This window comes from Microbacterium sp. No. 7, from assembly GCF_001314225.1.
Lineage (GTDB): Bacteria > Actinomycetota > Actinomycetes > Actinomycetales > Microbacteriaceae > Microbacterium.
This window is the reverse complement of the sequence record NZ_CP012697.1, coordinates 3219479-3241146: the sequence shown is the minus strand read 5'-3', so window position 1 is coordinate 3241146 and position 21668 is coordinate 3219479. Positions and strand designations below refer to the sequence as shown.

The window sequence follows — 21668 nt, the reverse complement described above, 5'->3', positions numbered from 1 at the left end:
AGATTCCCACGTTGCTTGCAGAATCAAGGAACTTGCTCACGATTGCCACTTGTGAACTGAAACAGATTCTGCAATTCTTGGAGCGTGCCGATCGATGTAGACGGCCGTGAGAGGTGAGAGAGATGCCGGGAGGCTTGACGCCGAAGCCCAGCCCCGAGACCGCGCGATACTGGACAGCCGCCGCCGAGGGGCGGCTGGAGCTTCCGTACTGCGAGGCCTGTGCGCGCTTCAGTTTTCCGCCCACGGGCGACTGCGAGCGCTGCGGTGAGCCCGACCGCGAGTGGCGCGCCCTCTCGGGTGACGCACGGCTCGTGTCGTACGTGATCAACTACCGGCCGCTGCCGCCGGCCGAGCCGGTCCCCCAGGTGATCGCGCTCGTCGAGCTGGCCGAGGGCGTGCGGATGCTGAGCAACGTCCTGATCGACGACCCCGTGCCCGCCCGGCTCCCGCTGGACGCGGCGCTGCGCGTCTGCTTCGAGGTGCGCGGCGAGGGCGACAAGGCCCTGTCGGTGCCCGTCTTTCGGATTGTGGAGGAGCAATGACATCCATGCACGGCGGCAACGTCGCCATCGTCGGCGCCGCGGAGACGGAGTCCATCGGCGTCCTTCCCGAGACCAGCACGCTGCGGCTGCACACCGAGGCGGCGCGGCGCGCGCTCGCCGACGCGGGACTGACCCCGGCCGACGTCGACGGCATCGCGAACGTCGGTCCCTTCCCCTATGAGATCGCCGACCGGCTCGGCATCACGCCGCGCTGGATCGACGGCACGATGGTCGGCGGGTGCAGCTTCATGCTGCACGTGCGCCACGCCGCCGCGGCCATCGCGTCGGGCGCGGCGAGCGTCGTGCTCATCACGCACGGCGAATCGGGCCGCTCCCGATTCGGCACGTCCTACGCGCCGCGCAGCGAGATCGATCCCGTCGCGCAGTTCGAATGGACCTACGGGGCCATGATGCCGCCGGCCGCCTTCACGGTGCCCGCGCTCCGCTTCCTGCACGATCGCGACATGACGCGGGAGGACCTCGCCGAGGTCGTCGTCGCGCAGCGCGAGTGGGCGGCGCCGAACCCGCGCGCCATGAAGCGCACGCCGACGACGGTCGAGCAGGTGCTCGACGATCGCGGCCTCATCGCCTACCCCTTCACGAAGGACATGTGCTGCCTCGTGACCGACGGCGGCGGCGCGCTCGTGCTCACGTCCGCCGAGCGCGCGGCCGACCTCCCGTCGGCCGACCGGGCCGTGTACCTGCTCGGCTCGGGCGAGTCGGCGGAGTCGTCGATGGTCTCGCGGATGTCCGACCCTGGCAGCTCGCAGGCGTTCCGCCGCGCCAGCGCCGAGGCGTTCGCGACGGCCGGGATCGAGCACGCCGACGTCGACCACCTGATGGGCTACGACGCGTTCGCGCACCTGCCGCTGTACATCCTCGAAGACCTGGGCTTCGTCGGCCGCGGCGAGTCGGGCGCGTTCATCCGCGAGGGACACACGCGGCCCGGCGGGTCGCTCCCGATGAACACGAACGGCGGCGGACTGTCATATACCCACACCGGAATGTACGGGATGTTCGCCATCACCGAGGCCGTCCGCCAGCTTCGCGGCGAGGCCGTCGTGCCGGTGCCCGACGCACGGATCAGCTTCGTGCAGGGCGTCGGCGTCTACTTCTCGGCCGCGGGCAGCCTCGTGCTCTCGCGGGATCGCGGATAGGAGGAACCATGCCACTGGATCTGAACGTCATCGGGGTCGAAGGCCCCGCCGTCGAGCGCTCGTGGACGTCTGCGGACACGATCCTCTACGCCCTCGGCGTCGGCGCGGGCCAGCCCGACCCGACGGAGGAGCTCGCGTTCACGACCGAGAACACCGCGGGGGTCGACACCCTCGTGCTCCCGACCTTCGCGAACATGCTTCCGATGGTGGCGGGCGCGCCGCAGCTGCGGTTCGGCACGTTCGACGTGTCGCAGCTGCTGCACGGCGAGCAGGCGTTCGAGCTGCACCGGCCGATCCCCGCGCAGGGCGCGGCGCGCACGACGACGACCGTGACCGGCATGTACGACAAGGGCTCCGCCGCGCTCGTCGTCGCGGAGAGCCGCTCGGTCGACGCCGCGACGGGCGAGCCCCTGGCGACGTCGCGGATGTCGCTGTTCATCCGCGGCGAGGGCGGCTTCGGCGGCGAGCCGGCGCCCGCCGACGACTGGGAGCAGCCCGATCGCGAGCCCGACGACACCGTCGTCTACCAGACGCGGCCCGAGCAGGCCCTGCTCTACCGGCTGAGCGGCGATCGCAACCCGTTGCACTCGGATCCGCGGTTCGCCGCGCGCGGCGGGTTCCCCCGCCCGATCCTGCACGGCATGTGCACCTACGGCTTCACCGGTCGCGCGCTGCTGCACAGCGTGTGCGGCTCGGACCCGTCACGCTTCGCCGGGATGTCGGCGCGCTTCTCCCGGCCGGTGATGCCGGGCGAGCAGCTGACCGTGCAGATCTGGCGCGAAGACGGGCATGCCCGGTTCAGAACACTTAACGGCCAGGGAGAGGTGGCGATCGACCGCGGTCGCCTCGCCCTCTCTCCCGACACGCGAGAGGGATAGGAGACAGCGTATGGACTTCGAGGTCCACTACACGCCCGAGCAGGAACGCTTCCGGGAGGAGGTGTCGGCGTGGCTCGATGAGAACATCCCCGAGATCCTCATCGGCAGCACCGCCAACACGATGCACGCGACCCCCGAGGAGTACGCCGCCCAGCGTGCCCTCGGCCGGCTGCTCGGCGCCAAGGGATGGCTCTACCCGTCGTCCCCCGTGCAGTACGGCGGCGGCGGGCTCGACTCCGACCAGACCCTGGTCATCATGGAGGAGATGGACAAGCGCAGCCTCGGCCTGCCCCCGTACTACGACTCGGGCGGGGTGCTCGGCGGCATGGCCATCCTCGTCTGGGGCACCGACGAGCAGCGCGAGCACTTCCTGCCACAGATCTACTCGGGCAAGGTGCGCGCGTGGCAGCTGCTGAGCGAGCCCTCCGCGGGCTCCGACCTCGCCGGCGTGCAGACCACCGCCGTGCGCGACGGCGACGACTACGTCATCAACGGCCAGAAGATCTACATCGGCAGCGAGAACGGCACCGACGCGCACTGGACGATCGTGCGCACGGGCCCCGCGGAGGACCGTCACAAGAACCTCAGCTGGTTCTGGATCGACGCGGACACCCCCGGCATCAGCATCCAGCCGATGGACCTCGTCGGCAGCACGGAGAAGAACACGGTGTTCTTCGACAACGTGCGCGTTCCCGCCAGCGCCCTCGTGGGCGGCGAGAACCGGGGATGGGAGGTCGCCACGACCCACCTGGAGCTGGAGCACGGCTTCCGCGCCGACGCCATCCTCAACAAGTCGGGCCAGCGCACGATGAAGCAGCTCGTCGACCACTGCAGCAGCACGACGGTCGACGGCAAGCGCCTCATCGACAACCCCGAGGTGCGCGACCTGCTCACGCGGGCGTACGCGCGCTTCGAGATCATGCGGCTCTGGGGCCTGCGCAACTACTGGGTCGCGGGCAACCGCACGCAGACCTACGAGGGCGCGCAGACCTTCTACTACGACAAGGTCGCGGGAATCGACATGATCCGACTGATCTCGGAGGCCGTCGGCCCCGGCGGCCTCATCTGGGGCGGTCCGTCGCCGATCGCCGAAGGCCGCCTCGCGCACACCGCGGCGTCCAACCTCACCACCAGTCACGCCGGCTCGACCATCGACATCCAGCGCACCGTCATCGCACGGCGCCTGGGCATCGGTCGGGCGCAGGGCCAGGCCGGCGCGAAGCTCGCCTGAGATCAGAGAGGAGAACACCCGATGGATCTCGGATTCACCGAAGAGCAAGAGGCGGTTCGCGAGGCCGTTCAGCAGATCATGGAGGGACCGGCGTCGCAAGAGACGCTCATCCGCATCCAGTTCAACGAGACCGGCTTCGTGCCGGAGATCTGGGAGGCGCTCATCGAGGGCGGCTGGACCGGCATCGCCGTGCCCGACGAGTTCGGCGGCACGGGCGCCTCGCTCTCCGAGGCGGCCGTCGTCTTCGAGGAGTTCGGCGCCGGCCCGCTGCCGCAGATCTTCGCCGTCGCGCTGAGCATCAGCCCGCTGCTCGTGCTCGAGCTGGGCACCGACGAGCAGAAGGCCGACCTGCTCGGCCGCATGGTCGAGGGCGAGATCAGGGCGACGGTCGCCGTGAACGAGCGCGGCTCGAGCTGGGCCGCGCGCGACCTGCAGACGGTGCTCACGCCGACCGCGGGCGGCTTCACGCTGAGCGGCGAGAAGATGAACGTGCTCGACGCGCTCGGCGCGACGCACGCGTTCGTCGCCGCCCGCCGCGCCGACACGGGCGAGCTCGCCATCGTGCTCGTCGACCTGTCGGCGCCGGGCGTGCAGGCCGAGCGGCTCGACGGCTTCACCAGCTGGGAGAACCGCCTCGTCCTCGACGGCGTGGCGATCGACGCCTCGGCCGTCCTCGGCGAGGGCGACGCCCGCGAGGGCTTCGACCGCGCGACGCTGCAGGCCGTCCCGCTCATCGCGTCGTACCAGGTGGGCAGCGCCCACGCGGCGTACAAGCTGGCCCTCGAGTACAGCCGCACGCGTGTGCAGTTCGGGCAGCTGATCGGGCGCTTCCAGCGCGTGCAGGACCACGTCATCGAGGCGATCAACGCCGTCGACTCCGCGCGCTGGCTCACCTACGAGCTGGTGTGGCGCATGGAGAACGACAAGCCCGGCATCCGTGCCGCGCAGCACGTGACGAAGTGGGTCACGGCGGAGTCGCACTGGACCGCGTGCATCTTCAGCCACGAGACGCACGCGGGCGTCGGCGCCGACATGCAGTACGGCCTCGCGAAGCACACCTACCTGTCGCACTCGCTGCTGCACCTGCTGGGCAGCCCCGCGCAGCACCGCGAGCAGTTCGCCGAAGCGATGGGGTGGTGACGATGGCGGACATCGTCGGGCAGAAGGACGGCAACGTCCTCACGATCCTGCTCAATCGGCCCGAGCGGAAGAACGCCTTCACGCACGACATGATCGAGGAGTGGGTGCGACTCGTCGATCAGGCCCGTGAGGACCACGACGTCCACGTCGTGGTCCTCACGGGGGCGGGCGACACGTTCTGCGCGGGCGTGGACACCTCGGCCCTCACGGGCGAGAAGTTTGGCAACGACGACCTCAACAGCCTGCAGTCGCACGTGCTCCGGCTCGCGCTGACGATGGAGGAGCTCGACAAGCCCGTGATCGCCGCCATCAACGGCGCGGCCGTGGGCGCGGGGCTGGGCCTGGCGCTGCAGCCCGATCTGCGCTTCTTCAGCTCGACGGCACGCGTGTCGGAGGCCTACATCAACTGGGGCAGCTTCCCGGGCGACGGCGACACGCACTACCTGCCGCGCCTGGTCGGCACGAGCAAGGCGCTCGAGATGATGTGGACGGGCGATCCCATCGATGCGCAGGAGGCCCTGCGCATCGGGCTCGCCAACCGCGTGTACGAGCCCGACGAGCTCATGCCCGCCACCTACGAGTTCGCCCACCGCCTGGCCGACCGCCCGCGCCTGGCCGTGCGCGCCGTCAAGCGCGCGGTCTACGCGTCGGAGCGCGAGACCCTGCGCGACGCCGTGGGAACGATCACCGCATACAGCCGTCTCGCCGGGCAGTCGCCCGACCGCGAGAAGGAGCTTCGCAAGTTTTTCGCCGGTAAGGCGTCGAAGAAGAAGGACCCCAGCAATGACTGACACCGTGCCGAGCCGTCACCGACTCGACAGCCTCCTCAAGCCCGCGAGCGTCGCGCTCGTCGGCGCCTCGCCGCGCAGCCACATGAGTCACACGATCCTGCAGAACTTCCGTGACTTCGGCTACGCCGGCAAGGTCTACCCGGTGAACCCGAAGTACGAGGAGATCGACGGGCTGCGCTGCTACCCGTCGGTGACCGCCATCGACGAGCCGCTCGACACCGTCGTGCTGCTCGTGCCCGCCGACGCCGTGCCCGCGGCGGCCCGCGAGGCGGTGGAGATGGGCGCCAAGTCGCTGCTGATCATGTCGGCCGGCTTCAGCGAGGACGAGCGCGGCGGCGGCAAGGAGCGCGAGCGGCTGCTGCTGGAGGCGGTGGCCGGAAGCGGCATCGTCATCAGCGGCCCCAACACCGAGGGGTTCTACAACGTCACCGACCGCATCCCGCTGACGTTCAGCCAGAGCGTGACGCGCCGCTCCATCGCGAGCACCGCGATCGTCGCCGACGAGGAGCACGACCCCGTCGACGAGATCAAGGGCGGCGTCGCCATCGTCGCCCAGAGCGGCGGCCTCGGCTTCTCGCTCTTCGGGCGCGGCATCGAGCGCGGCATCTGCTTCTCGCACGTGATCTCGGTCGGCAACGAGCTCGACGTCGACGTCCTGGAGTGCGCCGAGTACCTCTTCGCGCAGCCCGAGGTGCGCGTCGTCGGCATGTACGTCGAGGGCTTCCACAACCCCGAGCGGCTCCGTATCGTCGCCGAGGCCGCGCGGGCGGCCGGCAAGGCGTTCGTGATCGGCAAGGCGGGGTCGTCGGAGGCGGGCGGCGCCGCGGCGCTGTCGCACACGGGCCACCTGGCCGGCGAGGCGCGCGTCAACGACGCGATCTTCGACCGCCTCGGCATCATCGGCGTGCGCGACCAGGACGAGTTCCTCGACGCGTGCGCGACGCTCTCCGTGCTGCCCCCGGCCGCCGGCAACCGCGTCGGCATCGTGAGCTGGTCGGGCGGATCGGCGGTCTGGACGGCCGACGCGTGCGAGCGCGAGGGCCTCGTCCTGCCGCAGATCGACCCCGCGCTCGAGCAGGAGCTCGCCGCCGGCCTGCCGGAGTTCGCCGGCATCCGCAACCCGATCGACATCACGGCTGCGGCCAAGCTCACGCCGGGACAGGTCCTGCAGACGGTCAGCACGGCCGAGTACCTGGACAGCCTCATCCTGATCGCGCCCATGTCGCACCCGCAGATCCTCGATCGCGACCTCGAGCCGATCCAGGCCGTCGTCCAGGCCGGCAAGCCCGTCGTCGCCTACTCGTACACGCGCATCCACCCCGACAACGCCGCGAAGCTCGCGCGCATCGGCGTGCCGAGCTTCGAGAGCTCGACGCGCGCGGCGCGGGCGATCGGGTACCTGAGCGCGATCTCGGGCGAGCGGCCCGCGATCCCGGCCCTGCGCGGCCCCGCCGCCGACGCCGGGCGCCGCGTGCTCAGCGAGCGCGAGGCGACGCAGCTGCTCAGCGCCGCGGGCCTGCCCGCGGCCCCGCAGTACCTCGCCACGTCGGCCGACGAGGCCGCCGACGCGGTCGCCCGCATCGGCAAGTCCGTGGCGATGAAGGTGCAGGCGCCGAGCATGCCGCACAAGAAGGATGCCGGCGGCGTCGAGCTGAACGTCGCGGGCGAGGCCGATGCGCGCCGCGTCTACGACGAGCTGCGCGCGCGCACGGCCGCCTTCGCGGACGTCGAGGGCGTCCTCGTGCAGGAGATGGTCAGCGCGGGCCTGGAGATGCTGGTCGGCGTGTCGAACACGTCGGGCTTCGGGCCCATGATGCTGGTCGGCTTCGGCGGCAGCGGCGTGGAGCACCTCGCCGACACGGCGATGCGCGCGGCGCCGCTCTCGGCGGACGACGTGCGCGACATGCTCGCCGAGACCCGGCACGGCGCCCTCCTGCTCGAGCCGCTCGGTGCGCTGCCCGACTTCGATCTCGCGGCGTTCACCGACTTCGTGGTGGCGCTGTCGGAGTGGGTCGTCGCGCGGTCGGAGAGGATCCACGAGCTCGACATCAACCCCGTCATCGTCTCGTCCGACGGCGTCACGTTCGTCGACGCGATGATCGTCGCGACCGCCGACGGCGACCTGGCGGGCTGAGCCATGCGGCCCGCCGGCACGGACGACCACGAGAGCGCTGGCCTCGCATGAGGCCCACGAGCAGAGCACAGTACGACGCCAGCCGGGCGCGTACCAGGCCGGAACCGGAGCACGCCCGGCCCGACGTGCTCGTGCTCGCGCAGGACATCCCCGGCGGATCGGGCTACGTGCCCTATTCGCTGTCCTACATCGTGATCGACCGTCGCCGGCGGGCGCACGTCATCGACCCCGGGTGGTCGTCTCCGGAGAACGAGCAGCGCATCGTCGACGCCCTGCACGGCGAGGGGCTCTCGATCTCCGACGTCGCGACGGTCGTCGCGACCCATCTCCATCCCGACCACGCCGGCCTGGCGCCGGTGATCGCGCGTCGCGCCGGCGCCCCCGTGGTCGGCCTGGGCGCCGAGCACGCGGCATCCCATCGCCTCGAGGGCGCGGGGACGCCGGTCTCCGACGGGTCTCGCATCCTGCTCCTGGAGCAGTGGGGCGTGCCGAGCGAGCGCCGGCCCGAGCTGCTCGGCCCGCCGCAGGAGCGCGAGCCGCTGCTGACGGCGCAGCAGCCGCTGCTGGCCGCCGACATCCTGCTGCGCGACGACGAGGTGCTGCCCTGGGACGGCTCGGCGGCGTTCGCCGTCGCGACGCCCGGCCACACGCCGGGCCACATGGTCATCGTCGACTGGGAGCGCAGGTTCATCCTGACGGGCGACCACGTCCTGCCGACGATCCACGGGGGACTGGGCCTCGGCGGCCCGACGTCGTCGAACCCGCTCGTGGACTATCTCGCCTCGCTGCAGAAGATCGAGGCCTACGACCCGCTCGAGGTGTTCCCCGGCCACGGCTACCGGTTCTACGGCCTGCGCGAGCGGATCGAGAAGCACCGCGACCACCATCTGCGGCGCACGCGGGAGGTCTCCGCGGTGCTGGCGCGGGAGCCCGAGATCACGACGTGGGAGCTCGCCGCCCGGCTGCCGTGGACGGCCGGGTGGGAGTCGATGCGCGGGTTCCTGCTCATGTCTGCGCTGACGCAGACGGAGATGCACCGGTCCTTCGCGCTGGGCGCGGACTGGGCGGCTCTGCCGCACGTGGGGACCGGCGAGCCGGGACCCCGATAGATTTACAGAACGTACTCTGGAAAAATCGAGAAGAGGAAGTGGGAGCATGCACACAGGAGTGCTTGTCGTCACGGGAACGGGTGGCATCGGGCAGGCGGCGCTGAGCCGTCTGAGCATCGGTCGCCGGGTGCTCGTCGGGGATGTCAGCGAGGAGTCCCTGGCGTCGACCGCCGAGCGCCTGCGCGGCAGCGGGCACGACGTCACGACGCAGGTGGTCGACGTCTCCGACCGCGCGTCGGTCGACGACTTCGCCCGCACGGCCGACGGGCTCGGGCCCGTCATGGCCCTCGTGCACACCGCCGGCGTCTCGCCCGCGATGGGCACGGCCGAGATGATGCTCAAGGTCGACTACCTGGGCACGGCGCTCGTCACCGACGCCTTCGGCGGCATCGTGGCCCGCGGCGGCGCGGGCGTGGTGATGTCGAGCATCGCCGGCCACGTCGGTCCCGCGTTCAGTCCCGAGCTCGCGCGCAGCGTCGCGCTCACGCCCGCCGACGAGCTGCTCGGCGTGCCGGAGGCGGCGCCGGAGAACTTTCCGCACCCCTCGATGGCCTACGCGTTCGCGAAGCAGGCCAACCGCCTGCGCGTGGCGGCCGACGCCAAGGCGTGGGCGGCCCGCGGCGCACGGCTGAACTCGATCAGCCCCGGCCTGATCTCCACGCCGCTCGGCCAGCTCGAGCTCGCGAGCGACACGGGCGCCAACATGCGCGCGCTGATGGCGATGGGGGCGATCACGCGCATCGGCACGCCCGAGGACGTCGCGGGCGCGATCGACTTCCTCGTCAGCCCCGCGGCCGGCTTCATCACCGGCAACGACCTGCTCGTCGACGGCGGCATGGTGGGGGCGCTGCGCGTCGGGCGCGAGAGCCTGAGCGCGATGGGCGGGCACTAGGCCTCACAGACCAGGTGGCCGCCGGCCGCAGCGGCGGCCACCTGCTATTCCGCTGCTATTCCGCGATGGCCTGGGTGGGGACGACGAGGGTGTTCCACCAGAGATCGGTGAAGACGTCGAGCACCTTCTCGTCGGAGCCGAACATCGGCGGGTACGAGCTCCACATGTAGTTGTGGATCTGCACGCGGCACAGCTCGAAGCGCAGGCGGGCCTCGTCGTGGCGGTCCTCCGGCCACGTGCGGACCCACGGCTCGGTGAAGTCGAGGAAGGAGCGGCGCACGCCGCTCTGATCGCCCTGGCTGTGCTCGACCTCCAGGATCGCGAGCGCCATGGGCCGGTTCTCGTTGAACCAGGCGAGGGAGTCCTCGAGCCAGTCGCGCAGCCCCGCGCGGTCGGCGGCGATGAGGATCGGGATCAGCCGCGACACCGCCTGCCGCCAGTGCTCGACCATCTCCTCGTTCGCGGCGCTCATGAGCTCGCTCTTCGACGAGAAGTGCAGGTACAGGGTCGCGCGGCTCACCTGGGCCGCCGCGACGATCTCGTCGATCGTCGCCCGCTGGTAGCCGCTGCGGATGAACTCCCGCTGCGCGGCCTCCACGATCCGTCGTCGCGTGGCCTCGCGCTGCTCTTGCCGGATCCCGGTCGATGCCGGCGGACGCCCTGTCGTCATGCCTCGACTCTATCCGCGCGGGCATGCCGCGAGAAATTTCACTGAACTACTAGTCCATTGACTGAACTGCTAGTACAGTGAGTTTCTGTAACCGGTTCTCACATCAGAGTTCCGCATCGCACAACACCGTGCCTGCAAGGACGCAGGAGAGGGAGCACAGCAATGAAGCACATGGTCACGGAGAGCTCCGAGCTGCTCGACGCCTCTGACGTCGAGATCGAGGAGGCTCTCCAGCACGCGGATCCGATCGTCCTGAGGGGGCTGCTGTTCCAGCTCACCGGCGACGAGGAACTGCGCGACATCGAGCTCGGCCACCACCTGATCAGCGGCTACCTCGACGTGTATCAGGTCGCGAAGCCGGAGGACGCCGCGATGATCCGCGGCAAGGCCGCGGCGTTCCTGAAGCAGTACCGCGACGCGGGCGCGGGCCCGATCGACATCGGCCCGCGGGAGCGGCTGCTGGAGAGCCTCAGTCTCACCGCGGGCGTCCCGGTGACGCCGACCGAGCTGCCGATGTGGCTGGAGACCCTGGGCATCGACCCGTGGGCGCGCGGCCTGTCCTGGTCGGGGGACGCGGCGCCCGAGGCGGCGGCCGACTTCTCGGTCATCGTCATCGGCGCGGGGATGGGCGGGCTCAACGCCGCTCTGCACCTGAAGAACGCGGGCGTGTCGTTCCGCGTGCTGGAGAAGGGCGACAACGTCGGCGGCACGTGGCGCGACAACCGCTACCCGGGCGCCCGGCTCGACTCGCCCAGCCGTCTCTACACGCACGTGTTCGGCGTCGGCTACCCGTACCCCAACCTGTACACGCCGGGCGAGACCAACCAGGGCTACCTGGAGTGGATCGCCGACGAGTTCGATCTGCGCGGCTCCGTCGAGCTGCACAGCGAGGTCACGTCGCTCGCGTGGGACGACGCGACCTCGGAGTGGGTCGTCTCGGTCACGCAGAACGGCCGGCCGCAGGTGCTGCGCGCGAACGCGGTCGTGAGCGCGGTCGGCTTCCTCTCGCAGCCCAGCATCCCCCGCATCCCCGGTCTGGAGGACTTCGCGGGCGACGCGTTCCACACGGCGCGGTGGCCCGAGGGGTACAGCCTGCAGGGCAAGCGCGTCGCCGTCATCGGCACGGGCTGCACGGGCTACCAGATGATCCCCGAGATCGCCAGGGAGGCGGCGCACCTCTCGATCTTCCAGCGCACGCCCAACTGGCTCTTCGAGGCGCCCGGCTACCTGAAGCCGTTCCCCGAGCAGGTGAAGTGGCTCGACCGCAACTTCCCGTTCCTCACGAACTTCGAGCGGTTCCAGCTCGCGTTCCTGCAGCGCGCCGACATGACCGGCCGCCGTCTCAAGCGCGACGCGGGCTACCAGGACGAGCACGCCGTGAGCGAGACCAACAGGATCACGCGCGACAACCTGATCGCCTCGCTCGAGCGCAAGCTCGCCGGCCACCCCGACCTGATCGAGAAGATGACGCCGACGGCGCCGCCGATGGCCGCCCGTCCCGTGCTCTTCGACCCCGAGTACAGCGTGCTCGACGTGCTGCTCCACGACGACGTCTCCCTCGTCAGCGAGGGCATCGAGCGCGTGCGGGAGAACGGCATCGAGACGAAGGACGGCGTGCTGCACGAGCTCGACACGATCGTGCTCGCGACCGGGTTCCGGGCCAACGACTACCTGTGGCCGATGGAGGTGCGCGGCCGCGGCGGCATCACGCTCGAGGAGGCGTGGTCGAAGGACGGCGCGCGCGCCTATCTCGGGTCGCTCGTTCCCGGCTTCCCCAACCTCTTCATGATCTACGGGCCCAACACGAACCTGACGGTCGGGTTCCAGATCCTCGACATGATCGAGCTCACCGCGCGCTTCGCGCTGGAGAACATCGGCGCGCTGATCGAGCAGGGCAAGCGATCGGTCGAGGTCACCGAGGACGCCTACTGGCGCTACAACGACGAGATCGACCGCCAGGAGCCCGACATGATCTACACGGATCAGCGGGCGCGCAACTACTACATCAACAAGCACGGCCGCTCGTCGTCGAACAACCCGCTCGACACGCGCGTGCTCTGGAACTGGCTGCGCGACCCCGCGGGCCGCCTGAAGAGCGACGCGCCCGTCTCGCTCGCCCCCGAGCTCGCCGACGCCTACCGCGTGCTCGAGCCGCGGCACGGCGCCGATCTCGTCGTCCGCTGACATCCCCTTGATCGCTGAAAGGAGAGGTCCACAGAGATGACCTCGCACATTTCGTCTCCGGCATTCGACCCGGAGCTGGCCGCGGCGCTCGAAGCGGCGCCCGCGGGACCGACCACCATCACCCCCGAGATGATCGGGATGATCCGGCCGTACATGGCCGCCGACCCCGCCGCCGTCATCGGCGACCGTCCGATCGAGCTCGTCGACCGGACGGTCCCCGGCCGGGACGGCGCGCCGGACGTGACGCTGTCGATCCTCCGCCGCACCGACCACGTGCCGGGCGGCGGGGCGATCTACTTCGTCCACGGCGGCGGCCTGATCCTCGGCGACCGGTTCTTCGGCATCGCGCCGGTGCTCGACTGGATCGAGACGTTCGACGTCGTCTTCGTGACGCCGGAGTACCGGCTCGCGCCCGACGAGCGCTACCCCGCCGCCCTCGACGACGTCTCGGCCGGCCTGGCCTGGACGGCCGCGCACGCCGAGGAGCTGGGCTTCGACGCGGCGCGGCTCGTGCTCGCCGGCGCGAGCGCCGGCGGCGGGCTCGCGGCGGCGGCGGCCCTCCGCGCCCGCGACGAGGGCGGCCCGGCGCTCGCCGGCCAGCTGCTCATCTACCCGATGCTCGACGACCGCAACGACACGGTCTCGAGCTACCAGTACGAGGGCTACGGCCGGTGGGACCGCGGCAGCAACGACACCGGCTGGGACGCCTACCTCGGCGAGCTGCGCCGCAGCCCCGACCTGCCCGCCTACGCGGCGCCGGCGCGCGCGACCGACCTCTCGGGACTGCCCCCGACGTACCTGGAGGTCGGGAGCGCGGAGGTGTTCCGCGACGAGGACGTCGCCTATGCGACCCAGCTCTGGTCCGACGGCGGTGACTGCGAGCTGCACGTGTGGCCCGGCGGCTACCACGCCTTCGACCTGCACGTGCCGGCAGCGAAGCTGACGGCCTCCATGGTCAGCGCTCGACGCGACTGGCTGAAGCGAAAGATCGGCCTGACCGCCGCCACACAGAACGGGGAATCCTGACAATGAAGTCGAAAGCAGCAGTTCTCGAGAAGGTCGGAGAGCCCTTCGTCATCCGGGAGATCGAGCTCGCCGAGCCCGCCGGCCGCGAGGTGCTCGTGCAGGTCAAGGCCGTGGGTCTGTGCCAGACCGACATGAGCATCGCGCAGAGCGCGCACCAGGCGCCGATGCCCGCGGTGCTGGGACACGAGGTGGCCGGCGTCGTCGCCGCCGTCGGCCCCGACGTCACCGAGTTCGCGGTGGGCGACCACGTGGTCGGCTGCCTCGTCACGCACTGCGGTCACTGCGACCGCTGCCGCAAGGGCAAGCTGTACGCCTGCCGGCACCCCGAGGAGGCGCGTCGCGGCCGCGACCAGGCGCCGCGCATCACGACGCCCGAGGGCCAGCCGGTCACGCAGTTCTTCGACCTCGGCGGCTTCGCGGAGTTCTCGATCACGCACGAGAACAACCTCGTCGCGGTGAGCCCCGAGATCCCGTTCGACCGCGCCGCGCTGCTCGGCTGCGGCGTCGTGACCGGCGCCGGCGCCGCTCTCAAGAGCGCCGCGCTGCAGGCGGGCGACAACGTCGCCGTCATCGGCTGCGGCGGCGTGGGCCTCAGCGTCATCCAGGGCGCCGTGCTGGCCGGTGCGCGGCGCATCATCGCGATCGACCTGCAGCCCGCCAAGCTGGAGCTCGCGAAGAGGTTCGGCGCCACCGATCTGGTGAACCCCGCCGACGGCGACCCCGTCGAGAGGGTGCGCGAGCTGACGGGCGGCGGCGTCGACGCCGCGTTCGAGGTCATCGGCCTGGCCCCGACGGCCAAGCAGGCGCTCGACATGCTCACGAAGGATGGCACCGCCTACCTGATCGGCGTGCAGAAGCCGGGCACGGTGCTCGAGATCGACCCGCTGATGACCTTCAACGGCGGCCAGAAGGGCATCCGCGGCGTGTCGATGGGGTCGACCAACTTCAAGGTCGACGTGCCCTACTACGCCGACCTCTACCTGCAGGGGCGCTACAACCTCGACGACCTGGTCTCGCGCACCATCAGCCTCGAGGAGATCAACGACGGCTACGAGGAGCTCAAGAAGGGCGAGGTGGCCCGCTCGGTGATCACGTTCTGAGCACCGGGCGAGACCCGTCACCGCACACCCAGACCTGAAGGAGAACCCACGATGGCCTACGAATCCATCAACCCCTACACCAACGAGCGGCTCGCGACGTTCCCCTATACGACCGACCAGGAGATCGACGCGGTGCTCGATCGGGCGCAGCAGGCGTTCGCCTCGTGGAGCGCGACGCCCGTGAGCGAGCGCGCGGCGGTCTTCGCCCGCGCCGCGGACCTCATCATGGAGCGCAAGGACGAGCTCGCGCGTCTCGACACCCTCGAGACGGGCAAGCTCTACCGCGAGGCGCTCGGCATCCTCGTCTACCGCGCCGGCGGCATCCTGAAGTACCTCGCCGAGCACGGCGAGGAGCTGCTGCGGGCGCAGCCGATCGAGGGCGCGATGCCCGACCGCGAGGTGCTGCTCGTGCCGCAGCCGCAGGGCATCATCATGTCGATCGAGCCGTGGAACGTGCCGTACTCGCAGGCGATCCGCGGGTTCGCGCCCAACGCGATCGCCGGCAACGTCGTCATCCTCAAGCACGCCTCGTCGGTGCCGCAGTGCGCCGCGGCGATCGTGAACCTGCTGCACGAGGCGGGCCTGCCCGAGGGCGTGTGGCAGAACGTGTACGCGACGCACGAGCAGGTCGGCCGCATCATCGCCGATCCGCGCGTGCGCGGCGTGACGCTGACCGGCTCCGCCGCGTCGGGCGCCCGGATCGCGGCGCTCGCGGGCGGGGCGCTGCGCAAGTCGGTCATGGAGCTCGGCGGATCCGACCCGTTCGTCGTGCTGCCGGATGCCGACATCGACATGGCCGTCGCCGTGGGCGTGCCCGCGCGCTTCTCGAACGGCGGCCAGATCTGCGTCTCGGCGAAGCGGTTCATCGTCGTGGAGCCGAACTACGACGAGTTTCTCGAGAAGTTCACGGCGGCCGTGAGCGGGCTCCGCCCCGGCGACCCCTTCGACGCCGAGACGACGATCGCGCCGATGGCGTCGATCGCGCAGGCGGAGACGGTCAAGGAGCAGATCGCGCGCGCCGTCGCGCACGGTGCCACGGCGATCGAGGTGGGGGAGCCGGTGCCGCAGAGCGGCGCGTTCGTGCAGCCGACCATCCTCACCGGCGTGACGCCCGACAACCCGGTGTTCCACGAGGAGTTCTTCGGCCCCGTGCCGATGTTCTTCTCGGTGCCCGACGTCGACGCCGCGGTCGAGCTGGCGAACGACTCGCCGTACGGCCTCGCGGGCTCGGTGTGGGGCCGCGACGTGGAGCGCGCGATCGCGGTCGCGGCGCGCCTCGACACCGGCGCCGTCTCGGTGAACCAGGGGCAGGGCGGATCGAGCGCGATCCCCGTCGGCGGCGTGAAGAACTCCGGGTTCGGACACGAGCTCGGAGAGGTGGGCGTGCGCGAGTTCTGCAATCTCAAGGCGATCTCGCTGCCGGTCGGCGTGAGCGCCGACGAGGGCATCGCCCTCGCCACCGCCCGGGGCTGACCCGGGCCGAACAGCCGTCCGGCGCACCGCGTTTCAAGGTGCCGCGGTGCGCCGGACGGCTGTCGGCGACGGAGAGGGATCCGGGTCAGTGCACGACCTTGATGTTCACCATCGGGTTCCCCGTCGCCCGGATGAGGGCGAGCATCATCAGGTGGTAGTGCTCGACGCCGCGCGCGCTCTGGATGCCGCCGAGGTCGATGACCGCGTCGCCCGTCCAGCCCAGGTCGGCGAGCAGCCCGCGCGCGGTCTCCTTCGCCGCGTCGTCGTCGCCGGAGACGAACAGATGCCCCTTCTCCTGCATGAGCGACGGGTCCGCGATCAGGTTGATGAACGCGGTGTTCGCCGTCTTCACGACGCGGGCCGACGGCAGCAGCTCCTGCAGCGCCTCGGCCAGGCTCGAGTCCGGGTAGACGAGGTCGTACTCGGCCGTGGCCGCGTTGCCGAGGTCGAGCAGGACCTTGCCCGCGAGCGGCGCGTCGCCGATGGCGCGGAAGACGTCGAGCGACGCGCGGCCGAGGCTCGCGTTGACGACCACGTCGGCGCCTGCGACGGCGTCCGCGTAGGTCAGCACGGGGTGGCCGAGGTCGGGCTTGCCCTCGGGGTCCCGCGACCCGAACACCACGGAGTGGCCCGCGGCCGCGAGCGGCGGCGCGAGCGCCGCCGCGACGTGACCGGTGCCGATGAATGCGATTCTCATGCGTGATCCTGCTTTCTGTGGGGGTCTGCGCGTCGCCGCCGGCGGTCGCGGGCTCGGCGAACGCCGCGTGCTCAGTCGAACGTGACGACGACCTTGTCGGTCGCCCCGGGCGTGCCGGCCAGCGCGAGCGCGCGCTCGGCGTCGTCGAAGGGGACGAGGTCGCTGATGATGTGCCGGTACCGGTCGGCGTGGGCGATGATCGAGTCGGTCACCTCGAAGATCTCGGTGGGGTAGCCCATCGACCAGCGGATGTCCGGCTCGGTCGTGAGCACCTCCTGGAAGTCGATCTCGATCGGCTTCTTGTGCACCGCGACGATCGTGAGCACGGCGCGGCTCTTCATCGCCCTCAGCGCCGTGTGCACGACCGGCGCGACGCCGGCGGCGTCGTAGTAGACGTCGGTGTCGGGCTTCGTGCCCTGTCCCATGAAGCCGGGCACCTCGCCGTGCAGCTCCCGGAGGCGCTCGGCGACGTCTTCGCGGGAGGAGTCGATGACCGCGTCGGCGCCCACCAGCAGCGCCTTCTCGAGCCGGTTCGGCACGACGTCGACGACGGTCACGTGCGCCGCCCCCTTGCTCTGGAAGCCGATCGCGGCGCCGAGCCCCACGGGCCCCGCGCCGAAGACGACGACCTTCTTGCCCGCGACGTCTCCGGATCGGTTCACGCCGTGGTAGGCGACCGCCATCGGCTCGTTGAGCGCGGCGACCTCCCAGGGGATGTCCTTCGGGATCACGCGGAAGTGCACTCCGGGCCGCGCGTCGAAGAGCACGATCGCGTCGGAGAGCGCGCCCTGCGCGCCGCCGTTGCCGATGATCCCGTCGCGATTGGCCATCGGGTTGACGACGACGTGGTCGCCGACCTGCACGCCCTCGACCTCGGCGCCGACGGCGACGACCTCGCCCGCGGGCTCGTGCCCGAGCGGCGTCGTCATGGGGCGCGAGGGGACGCCGCCGAGGTGGGCGTAGAGCACGTCGGAGCCGCAGATCCCGCAGGCCCTGATCTTGACGGTCAGGTCGCGCGGGCCGGCGGCCGGCAGCTCGGTCTCGATGAGCTCGGCGCGGTCCGGCGCCGTCACCGTGAGTGTACGCATGGGTGATCTCCTTCGGTCGCGGTCAGTCTATCGATTTTCGAGACGTATCGGTTCGAAAAAGCGCGGGTCCTTCCGGCCGCGGAGGCCGATGCGGCTAGGGTGGGCGCGATGGACGGAGTCAAGACGGGGCGCGGCCGTCCGCGCAGCGAGGCGTCGCGGACGGCGATCCTGACGTCGACGCGCGATCTGCTGCGCGAGGTCGGCTACGAGGGGCTGACGATCGGCGACGTCGCGCAGCGCGCGGGCGTGGGGAAGCAGACCGTCTACCGCTGGTGGGGGTCGAAGCCGGTGCTCGTGGCCGACTGCGTGATCGACGGGCTCGTCGAGATCCCCTTCGTCATCGCGGTCGCGAGCGGCGATCTCGTCGCGGACCTCACGATCTGGCTCGACGCGTCCTACGCCGCGGTCAGCGCGCCCGCGATCGCGCCGCTGCTGCGCGCGCTGACGATGACCGCGGCATCCGACGCGTCCGCCGCGGCGCGCGCGGAGGAGCGCTTCATCGCCCCGCTGCGCGCGAGCGTCGCGCAGACGATCGCGGCGGCCGCCGCGCGCGCGGAGGTGCGCGCCGACGCCGACGCCGACGCGGTCGCGGACCTCCTCATCGGCGCCCTCGTCTACGCGCTGATGACGGGCGACACGCGCCGCCGCCATCACGTGCCCGAGCTCATCCGCACGATCCTGTACGGCGTGCACGCCGACACGGCCCCCGCGAGCCCGTGCCCTAGACTTTGAGGATCGCCGGGGCGTGTCCGATCCGCCCCGTTCCCCGCCTCCGCTCGATTGGTGCTCCGCCGTGTCCGTCTCCTCCGACGCCCCGCCCGCCGCACGCGCCGTTCCGGACGACGTGAACGCCCTCGCGCCGCAGGTGTGGCCGGAGGGCGCCGCCCGCGACGACAACGGCGTGCTGCACGTCGCCGGCGTCGCCGTCACGGAGCTGCGGGAGCGCTTCGGCACTCCTCTGTACGTGCTCGACGAGGAGGCCGTGCGCGCCCGCGCCCGCGAGGTGCTCACGGCGTTCCGCGACGCCGCGGCGCGCCACGGCGTGCAGGCGCGCGTCTACTACGCAGGCAAGGCGTTCCTCAGCACCGAGGTCGTGCGCTGGGTCACGGACGAGGGGCTCGCCGTCGACGTCGCGACGGGCGGAGAGCTCGCCGTCGCGCTCGCGGCGGGCGCCGATCCCGCCCGCATCGGCGTGCACGGCAATAACAAGTCGGTCGCCGAGCTGGAGCGTGCGGTGGATGCCGGCGTCGGCTCGATCGTGCTCGACAGCCGCATCGAGCTCGAGCGCCTCGCGGCGATCGCCGACCGGCGCGGCGTCGTGCAGCCCGTGCTCGTGCGGGTCAACAGCGGCGTGCACGCCGAGACGCACGACTTCCTCGCCACGGCGCACGAGGACCAGAAGTTCGGCTTCGCGCTCGCCGACGCGCCCGCCGTCGTCGCCCGCATCCGCGAGCTGCCGTCGCTCGCGTTCGTCGGCCTGCACTGCCACATCGGCTCGCAGATCTTCGGCGCCGCCGGGTTCGCCGAGTCGGCCTCGCGCCTCGTCGAGGTGCACGCCGAGCTGATCGCCGGCGGCGACGTGCCGGTGCTCAACCTGGGCGGCGGCTTCGGCATCGCCTACACCGAGGCCGACGACCCCACCCCGATCGCCGAGCTGGCCGCCGCCATCGTCGACGCCGTCGCGCGCGAGTGCGAGGTGCGCGGCATCCCCGTGCCGAACCTCGCCTTCGAGCCCGGCCGCGCGATCGTCGGCCGCGCGGGCATCACGCTGTACGAGGTGGGCACCGTCAAGCCCGTGCGCGTCGGCGACGAGCTGACCCGCCTCTACGTGAGCGTCGACGGCGGCATGAGCGACAACGCCCGCCCCGCCCTCTACGGCGCGCAGTACACGGCCCGCGTCGTCTCGCGCACGAGCGCCGCCGCGCCCGCGCTCGCGCGCGTGGTCGGCAAGCACTGCGAGTCGGGCGATGTCGTCGTCGACGCCGACCACCTGCCCGCCGACGTCACGCCCGGCGACCTCGTCGCCGTCGCCGCGACCGGGGCCTACTGCTTCTCGCTCGCGAGCAACTACAACTACGTCCCCCGCCCGCCCGTCGTCGCCGTGCGCGCCGGCGAGGCGCGCGTGATCGTACGGGGCGAGACGATCGACGATCTGCTGGCCCGGGATGCCGGGGTCGCGGGCGCCCGCACGGCGCCGGCGACAGAGACGACGGAGGGAGACCGATGACCGCCGACTACCGCCGCCTGCGCGTCGCGCTGCTGGGAGCGGGGGCCGTGGGAGCGCAGGTGGCGAACCTGCTGCGCACGCACGCCGACGAGCTGGCCGACCGGGCGGGCGCCGCCCTCGATCTCGTGGGCATCGCGGTGCGCGACGTCGACGCGCCGCGCGACGTCGACCTGCCGCGGGAGCTGCTCACGGCCGACGCCGAGAAGCTCGTCGTGGGCGCCGACATCGTCATCGAGCTCATGGGCGGCATCGAGCCGGCGCGCTCGCTCATCCTGCAGGCCATCGGCGCGGGCGCCGACGTCGTCACCGCCAACAAGGCGCTGCTCGCCACGCACGGCCCCGAGCTGTTCGAGGCCGCCGACCAGGTGGGCGCGTCGGTGCACTACGAGGCGGCCGTCGCGGGCGCGATCCCCATCATCCGCCCGCTGCGCGACTCGCTCGCGGGCGACCGCGTGCACCGCATCATGGGCATCGTGAACGGCACGACCAACTACATCCTCGACCGCATGGACCGCGAGGGATCCGACTTCGCCGACGTGCTCGCCGACGCGCAGCGCCTGGGCTACGCCGAGGCCGACCCCACGGCCGACGTCGAGGGCTACGACGCGGCGCAGAAGGCCGCGATCCTCGCATCGCTCGCGTTCCACACCTCCGTGCCGATCGAGGCCGTGCACCGCGAGGGCATCACGGCGATCGACAAGGGCGTCATGGATGCCGCCAGGCACGCCGGCTACGTCATCAAGCTGCTCGCGGTGTGCGAGCGGCTCACCGGCCGCGACGAGCTGTCGCCGGCGGGCGAGGCCGTGTCGGCGCGCGTGTACCCCGCGCTCGTGCCGCGCGAGCACCCGCTCGCGAGCGTGCACGGCGCGAACAACGCCGTGTTCGTGCAGGCCGAGGCCGCGGGCAACCTCATGTTCTACGGCGCGGGCGCCGGCGGCGTCCAGACCGCGTCGGCCGTGCTCGGCGACGTCGTGTCGGCCGCGCGCCGGCACATCGCCGGCGGCGTCGGCGTCGGCGAGTCGACGCGCGCGAACCTGCCCGTCGTCGAGATCGGCGTCGTCACGACGCGCTACCAGATCACCCTCGAGGTCGCCGACGAGCCGGGTGTGCTCGCGATCGTCGCCGGCATCCTCGCCGAGGGCCGCGTCTCGATCGCGACGATGGAGCAGACCGTCGTGCGCGAGGCGAACGGCCAGGGCGGCCTCGCGCGCATCGTGATCGGCACGCACACCGCCGTCGAGCGCGACCTCAGCGAGACCGTCGACCGGCTTCAGGCGAGCGACGTCGTGGAGCGCGTGGTCTCGGTGCTGCGCGTCGAGGGGGACTGAC

The 21668-nt window shown here is 71.4% G+C and carries 19 protein-coding genes; 16 read left to right on the top strand and 3 right to left on the bottom strand.

Annotated elements, in window-relative coordinates; translation table 11 throughout:
* Nucleotides 1-122 precede the first annotated feature (122 nt).
* The 9 genes from AOA12_RS15095 to AOA12_RS15055 are packed head-to-tail and all read left to right on the top strand — an operon-like array spanning nt 123 to nt 9874.
* A complete protein-coding gene (locus AOA12_RS15095; protein WP_054684535.1) occupies nt 123-542 on the top strand; it encodes a Zn-ribbon domain-containing OB-fold protein in 420 nt (139 codons plus the stop codon).
* Nucleotides 539-1699 (top strand): thiolase C-terminal domain-containing protein, encoded by a 1161-nt coding sequence (locus AOA12_RS15090; protein WP_054684532.1) that lies wholly within the window; start codon nt 539-541, stop codon nt 1697-1699. Before AOA12_RS15095 ends, AOA12_RS15090 begins: the two co-directional genes overlap by 4 nt.
* 8 nt (nt 1700-1707) lie before the next feature.
* Nucleotides 1708-2577 (top strand): MaoC/PaaZ C-terminal domain-containing protein, encoded by an 870-nt coding sequence (locus AOA12_RS15085; protein ID WP_054684530.1) that lies wholly within the window; start codon nt 1708-1710, stop codon nt 2575-2577.
* 10 nt (nt 2578-2587) lie between these two features.
* On the top strand, nt 2588-3808 hold the full coding sequence (locus tag AOA12_RS15080) for an acyl-CoA dehydrogenase family protein (RefSeq protein WP_054684526.1): 1221 nt from the start codon (nt 2588-2590) through the stop codon (nt 3806-3808).
* A gap of 21 nt (nt 3809-3829) precedes the next feature.
* Nucleotides 3830-4948 carry an acyl-CoA dehydrogenase family protein gene (locus AOA12_RS15075; RefSeq protein WP_054684523.1) on the top strand — a complete coding sequence of 373 codons (1119 nt, stop codon included), beginning with the start codon at nt 3830-3832 and terminating at the stop codon, nt 4946-4948.
* Nucleotides 4949-4950: 2 nt separating this feature from the next.
* Nucleotides 4951-5739: an enoyl-CoA hydratase/isomerase family protein gene (locus tag AOA12_RS15070; RefSeq protein ID WP_054684520.1), complete on the top strand. Its 789-nt coding sequence runs from the start codon at nt 4951-4953 to the stop codon at nt 5737-5739.
* Nucleotides 5732-7873, top strand: a complete 2142-nt coding sequence (locus tag AOA12_RS15065) for an acetate--CoA ligase family protein (protein ID WP_054684516.1) — start codon at nt 5732-5734, stop codon at nt 7871-7873. The genes AOA12_RS15070 and AOA12_RS15065 overlap by 8 nt, the downstream gene beginning before the upstream one ends.
* A 47-nt stretch (nt 7874-7920) precedes the next feature.
* On the top strand, nt 7921-8982 hold the full coding sequence (locus AOA12_RS15060) for an MBL fold metallo-hydrolase (protein WP_082406291.1): 1062 nt from the start codon (nt 7921-7923) through the stop codon (nt 8980-8982).
* A 46-nt stretch (nt 8983-9028) separates the two neighbouring features.
* Nucleotides 9029-9874: an SDR family oxidoreductase gene (locus tag AOA12_RS15055; RefSeq protein ID WP_054684507.1), complete on the top strand. Its 846-nt coding sequence runs from the start codon at nt 9029-9031 to the stop codon at nt 9872-9874.
* A gap of 55 nt (nt 9875-9929) precedes the next feature.
* On the opposite strand, the gene AOA12_RS15050 is transcribed toward AOA12_RS15055, so the two are convergent.
* Nucleotides 9930-10544: a TetR/AcrR family transcriptional regulator gene (locus tag AOA12_RS15050; RefSeq protein ID WP_054684504.1), complete on the bottom strand. Its 615-nt coding sequence runs from the start codon at nt 10542-10544 to the stop codon at nt 9930-9932.
* A gap of 162 nt (nt 10545-10706) precedes the next feature.
* On the opposite strand from AOA12_RS15050, the gene AOA12_RS15045 reads away from it, so the two are divergent.
* Genes AOA12_RS15045 through AOA12_RS15030 form a run of 4 tightly spaced genes read left to right on the top strand, consistent with a single transcriptional unit; the run spans nt 10707 to nt 16327 of the window.
* Nucleotides 10707-12728 (top strand): flavin-containing monooxygenase, encoded by a 2022-nt coding sequence (locus AOA12_RS15045; RefSeq protein ID WP_156366521.1) that lies wholly within the window; start codon nt 10707-10709, stop codon nt 12726-12728.
* Between the two features lie 36 nt (nt 12729-12764).
* Entirely contained in the window at nt 12765-13754 is a 990-nt protein-coding gene (locus AOA12_RS15040; RefSeq protein ID WP_054684502.1) for an alpha/beta hydrolase fold domain-containing protein, read from the top strand.
* A gap of 2 nt (nt 13755-13756) precedes the next feature.
* Nucleotides 13757-14854 carry a zinc-binding dehydrogenase gene (locus AOA12_RS15035; protein WP_054684500.1) on the top strand — a complete coding sequence of 366 codons (1098 nt, stop codon included), beginning with the start codon at nt 13757-13759 and terminating at the stop codon, nt 14852-14854.
* A gap of 51 nt (nt 14855-14905) precedes the next feature.
* Nucleotides 14906-16327: an aldehyde dehydrogenase family protein gene (locus tag AOA12_RS15030; RefSeq protein WP_054684497.1), complete on the top strand. Its 1422-nt coding sequence runs from the start codon at nt 14906-14908 to the stop codon at nt 16325-16327.
* A gap of 85 nt (nt 16328-16412) precedes the next feature.
* Here the strand turns inward: AOA12_RS15030 and AOA12_RS15025 are convergent, their stop codons facing one another.
* The gene (locus AOA12_RS15025) at nt 16413-17024 is read right to left on the bottom strand and encodes an NADPH-dependent F420 reductase (protein WP_054684494.1); all 612 of its coding nucleotides are present in this window, start codon (nt 17022-17024) and stop codon (nt 16413-16415) included.
* A 71-nt stretch (nt 17025-17095) separates the two neighbouring features.
* Nucleotides 17096-18112: a zinc-dependent alcohol dehydrogenase gene (locus AOA12_RS15020; RefSeq protein WP_054684490.1), complete on the bottom strand. Its 1017-nt coding sequence runs from the start codon at nt 18110-18112 to the stop codon at nt 17096-17098.
* Between the two features lie 108 nt (nt 18113-18220).
* On the opposite strand from AOA12_RS15020, the gene AOA12_RS15015 reads away from it, so the two are divergent.
* From AOA12_RS15015 to AOA12_RS15005, 3 genes are all read left to right on the top strand, one after another.
* A complete protein-coding gene (locus AOA12_RS15015) occupies nt 18221-18844 on the top strand; it encodes a TetR/AcrR family transcriptional regulator (RefSeq protein ID WP_054684489.1) in 624 nt (207 codons plus the stop codon).
* Between the two features lie 61 nt (nt 18845-18905).
* A complete protein-coding gene (gene lysA, locus AOA12_RS15010) occupies nt 18906-20339 on the top strand; it encodes a diaminopimelate decarboxylase (protein WP_054684486.1) in 1434 nt (477 codons plus the stop codon).
* Nucleotides 20336-21667 (top strand): homoserine dehydrogenase, encoded by a 1332-nt coding sequence (locus AOA12_RS15005; RefSeq protein ID WP_054684483.1) that lies wholly within the window; start codon nt 20336-20338, stop codon nt 21665-21667. The genes lysA and AOA12_RS15005 overlap by 4 nt, the downstream gene beginning before the upstream one ends.
* The last annotated feature ends 1 nt before the right edge of the window (nt 21668 follow it).

Excerpts from the sequence above, each read along its gene's own strand:
- AOA12_RS15095 (WP_054684535.1), top strand. The coding sequence starts at position 123 with ATGCCGGGAGGCTTGACGCCGAAGCCCAGCCCCGAGACCGCGCGATAC.
- AOA12_RS15090 (WP_054684532.1), top strand. The coding sequence starts at position 539 with ATGACATCCATGCACGGCGGCAACGTCGCCATCGTCGGCGCCGCGGAG.
- AOA12_RS15085 (WP_054684530.1), top strand. The coding sequence starts at position 1,708 with ATGCCACTGGATCTGAACGTCATCGGGGTCGAAGGCCCCGCCGTCGAG.
- AOA12_RS15080 (WP_054684526.1), top strand. The coding sequence starts at position 2,588 with ATGGACTTCGAGGTCCACTACACGCCCGAGCAGGAACGCTTCCGGGAG.
- AOA12_RS15075 (WP_054684523.1), top strand. The coding sequence starts at position 3,830 with ATGGATCTCGGATTCACCGAAGAGCAAGAGGCGGTTCGCGAGGCCGTT.
- AOA12_RS15070 (WP_054684520.1), top strand. The coding sequence starts at position 4,951 with ATGGCGGACATCGTCGGGCAGAAGGACGGCAACGTCCTCACGATCCTG.
- AOA12_RS15065 (WP_054684516.1), top strand. The coding sequence starts at position 5,732 with ATGACTGACACCGTGCCGAGCCGTCACCGACTCGACAGCCTCCTCAAG.
- AOA12_RS15060 (WP_082406291.1), top strand. The coding sequence starts at position 7,921 with ATGAGGCCCACGAGCAGAGCACAGTACGACGCCAGCCGGGCGCGTACC.
- AOA12_RS15055 (WP_054684507.1), top strand. The coding sequence starts at position 9,029 with ATGCACACAGGAGTGCTTGTCGTCACGGGAACGGGTGGCATCGGGCAG.
- AOA12_RS15050 (WP_054684504.1), bottom strand. The coding sequence starts at position 10,544 with ATGACGACAGGGCGTCCGCCGGCATCGACCGGGATCCGGCAAGAGCAG.
- AOA12_RS15045 (WP_156366521.1), top strand. The coding sequence starts at position 10,707 with ATGAAGCACATGGTCACGGAGAGCTCCGAGCTGCTCGACGCCTCTGAC.
- AOA12_RS15040 (WP_054684502.1), top strand. The coding sequence starts at position 12,765 with ATGACCTCGCACATTTCGTCTCCGGCATTCGACCCGGAGCTGGCCGCG.
- AOA12_RS15035 (WP_054684500.1), top strand. The coding sequence starts at position 13,757 with ATGAAGTCGAAAGCAGCAGTTCTCGAGAAGGTCGGAGAGCCCTTCGTC.
- AOA12_RS15030 (WP_054684497.1), top strand. The coding sequence starts at position 14,906 with ATGGCCTACGAATCCATCAACCCCTACACCAACGAGCGGCTCGCGACG.
- AOA12_RS15025 (WP_054684494.1), bottom strand. The coding sequence starts at position 17,024 with ATGAGAATCGCATTCATCGGCACCGGTCACGTCGCGGCGGCGCTCGCG.
- AOA12_RS15020 (WP_054684490.1), bottom strand. The coding sequence starts at position 18,112 with ATGCGTACACTCACGGTGACGGCGCCGGACCGCGCCGAGCTCATCGAG.
- AOA12_RS15015 (WP_054684489.1), top strand. The coding sequence starts at position 18,221 with ATGGACGGAGTCAAGACGGGGCGCGGCCGTCCGCGCAGCGAGGCGTCG.
- AOA12_RS15005 (WP_054684483.1), top strand. The coding sequence starts at position 20,336 with ATGACCGCCGACTACCGCCGCCTGCGCGTCGCGCTGCTGGGAGCGGGG.